This window comes from Rhodococcus sp. 06-1460-1B (assembly GCF_002258475.1).
Classification (GTDB): domain Bacteria; phylum Actinomycetota; class Actinomycetes; order Mycobacteriales; family Mycobacteriaceae; genus Rhodococcoides; species Rhodococcoides fascians.
In genome coordinates this window covers 246,910-259,106 of record NZ_NOYS01000018.1, presented here as the reverse complement: position 1 = coordinate 259,106, position 12,197 = coordinate 246,910, and the positions used below count along the sequence as shown (strand labels likewise).

Annotated in this window: 10 protein-coding genes; 7 read left to right on the top strand and 3 right to left on the bottom strand. The window is 65.8% G+C overall.

The window, feature by feature from the left end; genetic code table 11:
- Positions 1–92: 92 nt before the first annotated feature.
- From CH268_RS07260 to gatB, 4 genes are all read left to right on the top strand, one after another.
- Positions 93–1,280 carry a sensor histidine kinase gene (locus tag CH268_RS07260; RefSeq protein WP_037219267.1) on the top strand — a complete coding sequence of 396 codons (1,188 nt, stop codon included), beginning with the start codon at positions 93–95 and terminating at the stop codon, positions 1,278–1,280.
- A 10-nt stretch (positions 1,281–1,290) separates the two neighbouring features.
- A complete protein-coding gene (locus CH268_RS07255) occupies positions 1,291–1,953 on the top strand; it encodes a response regulator (RefSeq protein WP_032366365.1) in 663 nt (220 codons plus the stop codon).
- Positions 1,954–2,054: 101 nt separating this feature from the next.
- Positions 2,055–3,086 carry an ATP-dependent 6-phosphofructokinase gene (locus CH268_RS07250; protein WP_032366581.1) on the top strand — a complete coding sequence of 344 codons (1,032 nt, stop codon included), beginning with the start codon at positions 2,055–2,057 and terminating at the stop codon, positions 3,084–3,086.
- A 70-nt stretch (positions 3,087–3,156) separates the two neighbouring features.
- Positions 3,157–4,668 carry an Asp-tRNA(Asn)/Glu-tRNA(Gln) amidotransferase subunit GatB gene (gatB, locus tag CH268_RS07245; RefSeq protein WP_027496639.1) on the top strand — a complete coding sequence of 504 codons (1,512 nt, stop codon included), beginning with the start codon at positions 3,157–3,159 and terminating at the stop codon, positions 4,666–4,668.
- Between the two features lie 72 nt (positions 4,669–4,740).
- Here the strand turns inward: gatB and CH268_RS07240 are convergent, their stop codons facing one another.
- Positions 4,741–5,889: a PQQ-dependent sugar dehydrogenase gene (locus tag CH268_RS07240; RefSeq protein WP_032370765.1), complete on the bottom strand. Its 1,149-nt coding sequence runs from the start codon at positions 5,887–5,889 to the stop codon at positions 4,741–4,743.
- A 93-nt stretch (positions 5,890–5,982) separates the two neighbouring features.
- On the opposite strand from CH268_RS07240, the gene CH268_RS07235 reads away from it, so the two are divergent.
- The gene (locus tag CH268_RS07235) at positions 5,983–6,924 is read left to right on the top strand and encodes a DoxX family protein (protein WP_094663071.1); all 942 of its coding nucleotides are present in this window, start codon (positions 5,983–5,985) and stop codon (positions 6,922–6,924) included.
- A gap of 72 nt (positions 6,925–6,996) precedes the next feature.
- Here CH268_RS07235 and ilvD read toward each other — a convergent pair whose 3' ends face one another.
- Positions 6,997–8,838, bottom strand: a complete 1,842-nt coding sequence (gene ilvD, locus CH268_RS07230) for a dihydroxy-acid dehydratase (protein ID WP_094663069.1) — start codon at positions 8,836–8,838, stop codon at positions 6,997–6,999.
- A gap of 59 nt (positions 8,839–8,897) precedes the next feature.
- A complete protein-coding gene (locus CH268_RS07225; protein ID WP_196249493.1) occupies positions 8,898–9,437 on the bottom strand; it encodes a PH domain-containing protein in 540 nt (179 codons plus the stop codon).
- A gap of 257 nt (positions 9,438–9,694) precedes the next feature.
- On the opposite strand from CH268_RS07225, the gene CH268_RS07220 reads away from it, so the two are divergent.
- On the top strand, positions 9,695–11,653 hold the full coding sequence (locus CH268_RS07220; RefSeq protein WP_032366369.1) for an acetolactate synthase large subunit: 1,959 nt from the start codon (positions 9,695–9,697) through the stop codon (positions 11,651–11,653).
- Positions 11,650–12,153, top strand: a complete 504-nt coding sequence (gene ilvN / locus CH268_RS07215; RefSeq protein WP_008717436.1) for an acetolactate synthase small subunit — start codon at positions 11,650–11,652, stop codon at positions 12,151–12,153. Before CH268_RS07220 ends, ilvN begins: the two co-directional genes overlap by 4 nt.
- The last annotated feature ends 44 nt before the right edge of the window (positions 12,154–12,197 follow it).

Sequence of the window (12,197 nt, the reverse complement as noted above, 5' to 3'; positions counted from 1 at the left end):
CGAGGACGCCGGCGGTCGATGCTGCCTAGGCTCGAGACGTGCGAAAGAAAAGGTCGACGAGTCTCGAACTCGGGGTACGTGCTCGGTGCCGGGTGCCCGAGCAGATCGGCGGCGTCCGTTCGGTCGACGTGCTGATCATCGCGGTGACGGCAATTCTGTACTCGATCGCGTGGCCGACACTGACGGTCACGCATCAGGTTTCGGTTCCGTTGCTACCGTTCGTCGCAGCGTTGGCAGCGTTTCCGTTCGCTCTGATCAGACTCAATCCCGCGATGGGGTGGGCGGTATCGGCGCTGTCCGCGTTGGTGATTCCGGCGGCGTTCGACCGCGTTCCGGATTACGACTACCCGTGGCAAGTGGTGCACATCCTCGTCCTGTTGGCGTTGCTGTTCGCGGTCGCGCTGCGTTCTCCGGCGCAGGTGCTGTTGGTGGCGTGGTTGGCCAGCATGTTGGTGTTCTTCGCGTACATGCCGGGCTCCGACGGAATCGGGTGGTCGGTGGGCCTGACTGCCGTGGTCGTGTTCGGGCTGCTGATCCGGTGGCTCGTTCTCTCGCGCAGGCAGCTCGCGCAGCAGGAGGAGGTCAGCGAACTCGAACGCACTCGCCGCACGATTCTCGAGGAGAGGGCGAAGATCGCTCGCGATCTGCACGACGTCGTGGCACACCACATGTCGATGGTCGTCGTTCAGGCCCAGAGCGCGCCGTACCGACTGGACGACGTGTCACCGGCCGCGGCTCGGGAATTCGAGTCGATCGGCGCGAGTGCACGCGAGGCGCTCAACGAAATTCGGGGGATGCTCGGGGTACTGCGCAGTGATGGAGCGCAGATGCAGGACGCGCCCGCGCCGAGTGCACTGGATCTCGAACGCACATTGCAGGCGAGTCGCAGAGCGGGCATGAATGTGCGGTGGACCATCACCGGTACCGTCGAATCGGTTTCGGAGACAACAGGACTGGCCTTGTTCCGTATTCTGCAGGAATCGCTGTCCAATGCTGCGCGCCATGCGCCCGAAGCCGAGGTGGAGGTGTGTATCGCGATCGGCCCTGCCGTCGTGGACATGACGGTGATCAACGCACCGGCTCCGAACCCGAGCATCTCCCGCACTCCCGGAAGCGATTGCGGCGGGCACGGAATCGCGGGAATGCGCGAGCGAGCGCAGGCCGCACACGGCCGGCTGCATGCAGCCCCTCTGCCCGGCGGTGGGTTCGAGGTTGCGGTTCGTGTGCCGACCGGAATGTCGACTCCGCCGGCAACGGGTGACGCCGGCGACGCGGTTTAGGCTGTCACGCGTGGTTACAACGGTGTTCATCGCCGACGATCAAGCGATGGTGCGGCAGGGGTTCGGTGCACTGCTCGGCGCTCAGGACGACATCTCGGTCGTCGGCGACGCCGACAACGGTCGTACCGCGGTCAGCGAGGTAGCGCGGCTGTTGCCGGACGTAGTGCTGATGGACGTGCGCATGCCCGAGATGAACGGGCTCGACGCGGCCCGCGCGATTCTGTCCGCGTCGCACGCGTCGCCGGTCCGCGTCCTGATGCTGACGACCTTCGACATCGACGATTACGTCTACGAGGCCCTGGCTCTCGGGGCCAGCGGATTCCTCCTCAAGGACGCGCCGGCCGAGGAACTGATCAGAGGCGTACGAGTCGTCGCGGCCGGCGATGCGCTCCTGGCACCGTCGGTGACCCGACGGCTCATCTCCGACGTCACGACTCGTCGCGGTGCGCGGAGGAACACTCCTTCGCGCCTGGCCGATCTGACGCCGCGCGAGCGCGAGGTTCTCGAACTGATCGCGACCGGTATGTCCAATGCGGAAATTGCAGGTGCGCTGTTCTTGGCCGAACAGACGGTCAAGACCCATGTGGGCAAGGTGCTGAGCAAGCTCGGGCTACGCGACCGCGCGCAGGCGGTCGTGCTGGCCTACGAAACCGGTGTCGTCACGCCCAAGTGAGGCCGACCGGTACCGGCGCGCGCGGGGACCCACGCCCGATTAGGCTGATGTTCGTCACTTCGGTCCGCTCCGCGGGCCTGCGAGCAGAGAGGCCAAAATCGATGCGCATCGGAGTTCTGACCGGAGGCGGCGATTGCCCAGGGCTCAATGCGGTGATCCGCGCTGTCGTTCGCACCGCCGACGCGCGATACGGCTCCACGGTCGTCGGATTCCAGGACGGGTGGCGTGGGCTTCTCGAAGACCGTCGGGTCCAGCTGCGCAACGACGACCGCAACGACCGGCTGCTCACCAAGGGCGGCACCATGCTCGGGACGGCTCGAACCAACCCCGACGTGCTGCGGGCCGGTCTAGACCGAGTCAAGCAGACCCTCGAGGACAACGGCATCGACGTGTTGATTCCGATCGGCGGTGAAGGAACTCTGACGGCAGCTGCGTGGCTGTCGGAGGAGGGCGTACCGGTGGTCGGTGTCCCCAAGACGATCGACAACGACATCGATTGCACCGACGTCACATTCGGCTTCGACACGGCGCTCACCATCGCCACCGATGCGATCGACCGACTGCACAGCACCGCCGAATCGCACCAGCGAGTGATGCTGGTGGAGGTGATGGGCCGACACGCAGGCTGGATCGCGTTGCACGCGGGATTGGCCTCGGGCTCGCACATGACTCTCATTCCGGAGCAGCCCTTCGACGTCGAAGAGGTATGCACGTTGGTGCGCAAGCGTTTTCAGCGGGGCGACTCCCACTTCATCTGCGTCGTGGCCGAGGGGGCCAAGCCCGTCGAAGGGTCGATGCAATTGCTCGACGGCGGTATCGACGAATTCGGTCACGTCCGATTCACCGGAGTCGCACATCAGCTCGGCGTCGAGATCGAACGTCGCATCAACAAAGAGGTACGCACCACGGTGCTGGGTCACGTGCAGCGTGGCGGCACTCCCACTCCGTACGACCGTGTGCTCGCAACGCGATTCGGTGTCAACGCCACCGATGCCGCGCATTCCGGAGACTTCGGAAAGATGGTGTCGCTGCGCGGTGCCGAGATCGGCCTGGTGTCGTTGGCCGAGGCCACCAAGCAACTCAAGCGGGTCCCTCAGACCCGGTACGACGACGCGGCAGCGTTCTTCGGCTGACCCCGAGGCGATCGGTGCCCGAGGACACGTGGTTACTCGGGTGGCGAATGCAATGCATAAACTACGGAGCATGACTGCTGCAACCGTCGATCTGATCGATTACGACGATGTGCTCGCCACGTTCGACCCCGTGCTCGGCATGGAGGTCCACGTCGAGTTGGGTACGGCCACCAAGATGTTCTGTGGTTGCCCCACCGCGTTCGGTGCGGAGCCCAATACGCAGGTGTGCCCGGTGTGCCTCAGCCTCCCCGGCGCACTGCCGGTGGTCAACGCTGCTGCGGTGGAGTCGGCGATCCGTATCGGGCTGGCGCTCAATTGCTCGATCACTCCGTGGGGACGGTTCGCGCGGAAGAACTACTTCTACCCGGATCAGCCGAAGAACTACCAGATCTCGCAGTACGACGAGCCGATCGCCACGGAGGGGTACCTCGACGTCGTGCTCGACGACGGCAGCACGTTCCGCGTCGAGATCGAGCGTGCCCACATGGAGGAAGACACCGGCAAGTCGACGCACGTCGGTGGCGCAACCGGACGAATCGAGGGCGCATCGCATTCGTTGCTCGACTACAACCGTGCCGGTGTGCCGTTGGTCGAGATCGTGACCAAGACCATCACCGGTACGGGGGCGCGGGCACCGGAGGTGGCGCGGGCGTACGTGACCGCATTGCGTGACCTGTTGAAGTCGCTGAACGTCTCCGATGTGCGGATGGATCAGGGTTCGTTGCGCTGCGATGCCAACGTCTCGTTGATGCGGAAGTCGGCCACCGAGTTCGGTACTCGCACCGAGACGAAGAACGTCAACTCGCTCAAGAGCGTCGAGGTCGCCGTGCGCTACGAGATGCGCCGTCAGGCTGCAGTGCTCGAATCCGGCGGCGAGGTGACGCAGGAAACCCGACATTTCCAGGAGTCCGACGGCACCACCACGGCGGGCCGGAAGAAGGAGACCGCGGAGGACTACCGCTACTTCCCGGAGCCCGACCTCGCTCCCGTGGCCCCGGATGCGGCGTGGATCGAGGAGCTGCGAGCCACTCTGCCCGAGCTGCCGTGGTTGCGCCGGGGGCGAATTCAAAAGGACTGGGGCGTCTCCGACGAGGAGATGCGCGACTTGGTCAACTCGGGTGCTCTCGAACTCGTGGCGGCGACCGTCGACGCGGGCGCGTCGGCGCAGGCTGCGCGGTCGTGGTGGGTGTCGTACCTGGCGCAGCAGGCCAACATCGCCGGCGTCGAATTGGGGGATCTGGCGATCACTCCGGCTCAGGTGGCCGAGGTGGCAGCCTTGGTGGCCGACGGCAAGGTCAACAACAACGGTGCCCGTCAGATCGTGGACGGCGTCTTGGCCGGTGAGGGCGAGCCCGCAGAGGTGATGTCGGCGCGGAACCTGGTGTTGGAGAAGGACGACACCAAGCTCCAAGCCGCCGTCGACGAAGCACTTGCCGCGAACCCCGGTGTGGTGGACAAGATTCGCAGTGGCAAGGTCCAGGCCGCCGGTGCCATCGTCGGCGCGGTGATGAAGGCGACGCGGGGACAAGCCGATGCCGCCCGAGTCAAGGAACTCGTGCTGGCGGCGTGCGGTCAGTCCTGATCGACGCATGAGCAGGGCGGCCGGGCAGCGATTGCTGCCCGGCCGCCCTGGTCGTTCGAAGGAGCTGTCGGATCAGTCGAAGCCGCCACCACCGCCGGCAGGGAACGGCACCTTGACGACCCGGTCGTCGGTGGGGCCGACGGCAGTGCCGTTCTTGTTCACCGTCCCCACCAGAATCTGACCGTCGCTCGTGCTGGTAGCCCCGTTCAACTGCCCGTACTTGTCCTGGATCAACAGGGTCGGCTCGGCCGAGACCGCTCCGGTGTTCGGGTCCGTGGCCAGTGCTGCAACAGCTTTCGCTGTGGTCAGGGCAACCGCGACGCCGCTCTGACCGGCGGCACACCCGGCCACACCCGGACGGTCGGGCCAGGTCCACACGGGGGAGAACACTGCTCCCAGCTTGTCGATGCGCTGCAGGCGATCCTCGGTGGCGGTGCGGTCGGTGACGTAGATGTTTCCGCTGCCGTCGGTGCACACGTCGCCCGCTGTGCCGATACCGCTGAGCGCGATCCCCGGCCGCGGGGGAGTAGGAGTCGGCGACAGTGACGTCACGCGTAACAGCTTGCCGGACAACGAGTTCGGATCCGCGGCGGCCACGGCATCGCCGTTGTCGCCGGTCAACACCAGAAGTTCGTTCGGCGTGTAGAACTCGAGGGAACCTCGGACTCCCGCGGCCCCGCGGGGGATCCCGGTCAAGATGTCCTTGGGTACGTCCCCCTGCGCGAGCCGAACGACCCGCGTATCCGACGCCGTCGTGATCAGCGCGTAGAGCAGTTTGTCCTCTGCGTACGTGGGCGAGAGTGCGATGTCCAGCAGGCCCCCGTCGCCGGTGCCGTCGACGGGGATCGTGGCCACCTGCTGTGGCGTCCGGCCTGCGGTGACCTCCATGATGCGGCCGGTCCTGCGTTCTGCCACGAGGCTGCTCTGGCCGTCGGGAAGAGCTACGAGTCCGCCCGTGGTGTCGAGGCAGGTGGCGATCACTGCTGGGTCGGGATCCACGCACGGTCCCGAGACGGGCTGCGGGGCGTTCGGACCCGCCGGGGGCGAGGTTTCGCTGGGTGTGGTGGGTTTGAGTTCGGCAGCTCCGACATCCGGCGCGGGAGTGAACGGGGACGAGTTGGAGTCGTCGAATCGGGCGCACCCGGCGAGCAGAACAGCCGTCGTAGACAGGGCGACCACAGCCGCGCGGGCAGTTCGTGACGATGCTCCGAGCGGCTTCATGGTTCGAACGTTACGGAACGTCGAGTCCGACGCGCCACGCGGCCGTGAGCGTCAACGTCGGTGGCGCGGGGTTGTCGGCCTTAGTGTGGGGAGGTGACCGATACACCGCGTGACCCCAACCAGCAGGATCCCTCGTACGAACCGGCCGAGAGCCCGTACGACAACCCCACCGAGAAGATTTCGCCCACGCGTTCGGGTTCCGACGCGTCCGGTGCATCGACCACAGCGTTCGGTGCGCAGCGTTCGGATCGTCTGCCCCGAACCGACGACGAGTTGGACTTCCCGAATTCCTCCGCATCCGACAAGCGGAGCACCGATGCGGCACCGACAGAGAAGATCCCGACGTACCGCCCGTCGGCCTTCGCCGACTCGCCGACCCAGACGACGGCTACGACGGCCGGTGCCACCTCGAACGCGTACTCGGATCGCACGACGGAGTATCTCGGTGAGTCCTCCGATTCGACGGTCGCTGCCCCGGCAGCCCCGGTGCGCACCGAGACCGTGGAAGTTCCGGCCCGACGCGGCACCACCGATCTGGGCCTGTTCGTCCTACGCGTCGCCATCGGAGCAGTGTTCCTCGGGCACGGCTTACAGAAGCTCGTCGGATTGTGGAACGGTCCCGGGCTGGACGGATTTCAGAATCTCCTGGAGGAGTCCGGGTTCCGATACCCGGAGATCCTCGCCATCGCGGCCGCGGCCGGCGAAACCCTCGGCGGCGCACTGCTGATCCTGGGACTGGCGACGCCGCTGGCCGGTGCAGCTGTGTTGGCGACCATCATCAACGCCTGGTGCTTCAAGCAGGTGGCAGAGCCGGGGCTGCAGTTCTCCGGTGCCACCGGCGTGGAGTACGAAACCGTTCTCGGCTTCGCGGCCGCGGCCATCATTCTCACCGGACCAGGAAAGATCGCGTTCGACGGCCGCCGCGGTTGGGCGACCCGCCCGCGCATCGGATCGTTCCTCGCACTCGCGGTGGGAATCGCTGCGGGCGTGTGCATCTGGATCTTCCTCAACGGAGCGAATCCGGTCGTCCGCTGATCCGGTCGACAACCAACCTTGTGAGTGGTTCCTCGTAGCCTGCTACGAGGAACCACTCACATGCTTTTCTGCTCAGGGCACGTAGCGCACAGCACCCTTGTCCGCGGATGTCGCCAGTGCGGCGTACGCGCGCAGCGCCGTCGTGACCGTGCGCTGTCGGTCGACCGGCTGCCACGGCCGCTCGGACGCGAGCATCTTCGCGCGTCGAGTCTCCAGAGTTTCCTCGTCGACGAGGATCTCGAGCGTGCGCGTGGCGACGTCGATGCGGACCTGGTCGCCGTTCTCGACGAGGCCGATCACGCCGCCGGCCGCAGCCTCCGGGGAAATGTGTCCGATGGACAGGCCCGACGTACCACCGGAGAACCGTCCGTCGGTGATCAGGGCACAGACCTTGCCCAGACCGGCACCCTTGAGGAACGCCGTCGGGTGCAGCATCTCCTGCATTCCCGGTCCACCCTTGGGTCCCTCGTACCGCACGACGAGCACGTCACCGGGTTGGATCTTCTTCTGCAGGATGGCCGAGACGGCTTCTTCCTGAGACTCGACGACCAGCGCAGGTCCCTGGAACGAGAAGAGGTCCTCGTCGATGCCCGCAGTCTTCAGAATCGCGCCGTCGACGGCGATGTTGCCGCGCAGCACCACCAGACCACCCTCGACCGTGTAGGCGTGTTCTAGATCGCGGATGCAACCACCCGCGGCGTCGGTGTCGAGGGAGGACCAGCGATTGCTCGTGGAGAACGGTTCGACGGTTCGGACACCGCCGGGAGCGGCATGGAACAGCTCGATCGCCTCGTCGGATGCGGCACCGGAGCGGATGTCCCACGTGTCGAGCCACTCGTCGAAGCTCTTCGTGTGGACGGTCGAGACGTCGGTCTCGAGCAGATTCGCACGCCGCAGTTCACCCAGCAGGGCGGGAATTCCACCCGCCCGGTGCACGTCTTCCATGTGGTAATCCGAATTGGGGGACACCTTGGCCAGGCACGGCACCTTGCGGCTGATGGCGTCGATGGTGTCGAGATCGAAATCGACCTCGCCCTCCTGCGCCGCCGCGAGTGTGTGCAGCACGGTGTTGGTCGAGCCACCCATCGCCACGTCCAGTGCCATCGCGTTGCGGAATGCCGCCGGGGTGGCGATGTTGCGGGGCAGCACCGACTCGTCCTCGTCCCGGTAGTACTTGATCGCCGCCTCGACGATGGTCGTGCCGGCCCGGGCGAACAGGGCGCGGCGGGCCTCGTGGGTGGCCAGCGTGGAGCCGTTGCCGGGCAACGCCAGGCCGAGCGCTTCGGTGAGGCAGTTCATCGAGTTGGCGGTGAACATGCCCGAGCAGGACCCGCATGTCGGGCACGCGCTGCGCTCGACCTCGTCCAGGCCCTCTTCGGACACGGCATCGTTCGCGCTGGCAGAGATCGCGGTGATCAGGTCGGTGGGTGCCTGCGCGACCCCACCGACAACCACCGCTTTACCGGCCTCCATCGGCCCACCGGAGACGAACACCGCCGGGATGTTCAATCGCATGGCTGCGTTGAGCATGCCGGGGGTGATCTTGTCGCAATTGGAGATGCACACGAGTGCGTCCGCAGTGTGGGCGTTGGCCATGTACTCGACCGAGTCGGCGATGATCTCGCGGCTGGGCAGCGAGTACAGCATGCCGCCGTGCCCCATCGCGATTCCGTCGTCGACGGCGATGGTGTGGAACTCGCGAGGGACTCCGCCTGCCGCGCGGACGGCGTCGGCGACGATCTCGCCGACGTTCTTCAGGTGAACGTGGCCGGGTACGAACTGGGTGTACGAGTTCGCGATGGCGACGATCGGTTTACCGAAATCCGAATCGGTCATTCCGGTGGCGCGCCACAGCGAGCGCGCGCCCGCAGCATTGCGTCCGACAGTGGTGACCCGTGAGCGTAGCGGCGGCATAGTGCAGTTCCTCGTTCGTTGCAGCGGTGATCGCAACGAGGAGATTACTCGGCCGCTCGTCAGCGATCCTTCGGTGCCTGTTCGTCGTCGTGCTCGGCATTCTCGGCCTCTGCGCGTGCCTGATCCTCCGCCGCAGCTGCCGCGGCATAGGGGTCGGTGATGCGACCGCCGCTGGCGGCCGCGAGTTGGGGGAGCCGATCGAACCGCACGAGCGGAAGTGACTTCTCCGTCTTGTCGGTGAGCACCACGCGTGCCCAGCGGCGATCGGGGAAGTGCAGTCCGACCACGGACTCCCACTCGATGACGTCGGAGCCGATGAAACGGCGGGCCGTGATCGCCTCGGGAGTGATGACGGTGCGCACACGCAGCACCCAGATGCACGCGACGATCGGCAGAATCAGCAGCCAGCCCAGTGCGGCGGGCCAGCTCGCCGCCGGCAGAGAGGTACTGAACAGGAGCAACCCGACGCCGATCAGGGCCAGACGCGGGAGGCGGATGACCTGCCTGCTCGACGGCGGTGGCCCGTCGGCACTGTTCGGTTGCTCGGAACCGGTGTGGGATGATGACCGAGGTGGTTCGGACTGCTGCGAAGACGACACCCATTCATCTTCGCATTGCATCTACGCGATCTCACATAATGGGATTGCGTCGTGACGAGTTTGACTCTTCCCTGTGCGCGCGCCTACCGTTCAGTGCGTGAAGCGGAATTGGATACTCGTAATCGGCCGGCGCGTCAACGCCTGAGCCGGTTGTTCAAACTCGCATCGACGCGCCACCCTCGTACAGCTCACGCTGACGGGGGTTTTTTCTTGCCCAGAGATCGCCCAGCAATTTCACATTCCTGAGGAAGCAATCAGTGAGCGCACCAACCGCACGCCCAGGGCCCACGACACGTAAGTCGGGGACAGCCACGAGCCCGTCGACCAGCAACCCGTCCGCAGACGCGGCGACCAACGGATCGCGACGCCACGTCGCACCCGAGAAGGTCAGCGGCGCACAGTCGGTCGTACGAGCTCTCGAAGAACTCGACGTCGACACCGTATTCGGCATTCCCGGTGGCGCGGTTCTCCCGGTCTACGATCCGCTCTTCGACTCCGTCAAGGTGCGCCACGTGCTCGTTCGCCACGAGCAGGGTGCGGGTCATGCCGCCACCGGCTACGCCCAGGCGACCGGCAAGGTCGGCGTCTGCATGGCGACGTCCGGCCCGGGTGCGACCAACCTCGTCACCCCGTTGGCCGACGCGCAGATGGACTCGGTTCCCATCGTCGCGATCACCGGTCAGGTCGCCCGCAGCCTCATCGGTACCGATGGGTTCCAGGAAGCCGACATCTCGGGTATCACGATGCCCATCACCAAGCACAACTTCCTGATCACCGACGGTGCGGACATCCCGCGCATCATGGCCGAGGCGTTCTACATCGCCGCGTCGGGTCGTCCCGGTGCCGTCCTCGTCGACATCCCGAAGGATGTGCTGCAGGCGCAGACCACGTTCTCGTGGCCGCCGGAAATGCGTCTGCCCGGCTACCGCCCGGTCACCAAGCCGCACGGCAAGCAGGTTCGCGAAGCCGCACGCTACATCGCCGATGCCAAGCAGCCGGTGCTGTACGTCGGTGGCGGCGTCATCAAGGCCAACGCCTCGGCAGAACTGCTCGAGCTCGCCGAACTGACCGGCATCCCGGTCGTCACGACGCTGATGGCGCGCGGGGCATTTCCCGACACCCACCAGCTGAACCTGGGCATGCCCGGTATGCACGGCACCGTCGCGGCGGTCGCCGCTCTGCAGCGCAGCGACCTGCTGATCACGCTCGGTGCCCGGTTCGACGACCGCGTCACCGGTCAGCTCTCGTCCTTCGCTCCCGATGCCAAGGTCATCCACGCCGACATCGACCCGGCCGAGATCGGCAAGAACCGATACGCGGACGTGCCGATCGTGGGCGACTGCGGCGAGGTCATCACCGAGCTGATCGAGGCGCTGCGGGCCGATCGCGCCACCGGAACGACTCTCGACCTCGAGCAGTGGTGGGTCTACCTCGACGGCATCCGCAAGACGTACCCGTTGAGCTACGACCGTCCGTCCGACGGTTCCATGTCTCCCGAGTTCGTCATCTCCTCGGTCGGCAAGTTCGCCGGTCCCGACGCGATCTACTGCGCAGGCGTCGGCCAGCACCAGATGTGGGCCGCGCAGTTCATCAACTACGAGAAGCCGCGCACGTGGCTCAACTCCGGTGGTCTCGGCACGATGGGGTACGCGGTTCCGGCCGCCATGGGAGCCAAGATGGGCCTACCCGACGCCGAGGTGTGGGCCATCGACGGCGACGGCTGCTTCCAGATGACCAACCAGGAGCTTGCTACCTGCGCGGTCGAGGGAATCCCGATCAAGGTCGCGCTCATCAACAACGGCAACCTCGGCATGGTTCGGCAGTGGCAGACCCTGTTCTACGAGGAGCGCTACTCCAACACCAATCTCGGCACCCACGGTGCCGTGCGCATCCCCGATTTCGTCAAGCTGGCCGAGGCATTGGGCTGCGTCGGTTTGCGATGCGAGCGGGAAGAGGACGTGGATGCGGTGATCGCCCAGGCACGCGCCATCAACGATCGTCCGGTCGTCATCGACTTCATCGTCGGTGCCGACGCCCAGGTGTGGCCGATGGTGGCCGCCGGAACGGGTAACGACGAGATCATGGCCGCCCGCGGCATCCGTCCGCTGTTCGACGAGGACGAGACCGTGGGCAGTGAGCCAGGACTCGACGACGCGATGGAACGCGAGCAGGCACCGCACCCGATGAACAACGACGCGAAAGGCACGGACCTGTGAGCACCAGCCATACCCTCAGCGTTCTCGTCGAGGACAAGCCAGGTGTGTTGGCGCGCGTGGCCGCGTTGTTCTCGCGCCGCGGCTTCAACATCTCCTCACTCGCCGTCGGCGGCACCGAGATTCCCGATATCTCGCGCATGACGATCGTGGTGACGGTCGACGAGTTCCCGCTCGAGCAGGTGACCAAGCAGCTCAACAAGCTCATCAACGTCATCAAGATCGTCGAGCAGGACGACGATTCCTCGGTGGCGCGCGAGTTGGTCCTGATCAAGGTCCGCGCCGATGCCAGCGTTCGGAGCGAGGTCATCGAAACGGTGAATCTGTTCCGCGCCAAGGTCATCGACGTCTCTCCCGAGGCGGTGACGGTCGAGGCGACGGGCACCCGCTCCAAGCTCGACGCGTTGCTGAAGATGTTGGACCCCTATGGAATTCGAGAAATAGTTCAGTCGGGAGTCGTTGCCGTCGGACGTGGACCGAAATCGATCACTGCGTCGCGTTAGCGGCCCCGGTGACGAACATGCGTAAAACCCAAGAGGAAAGGTAA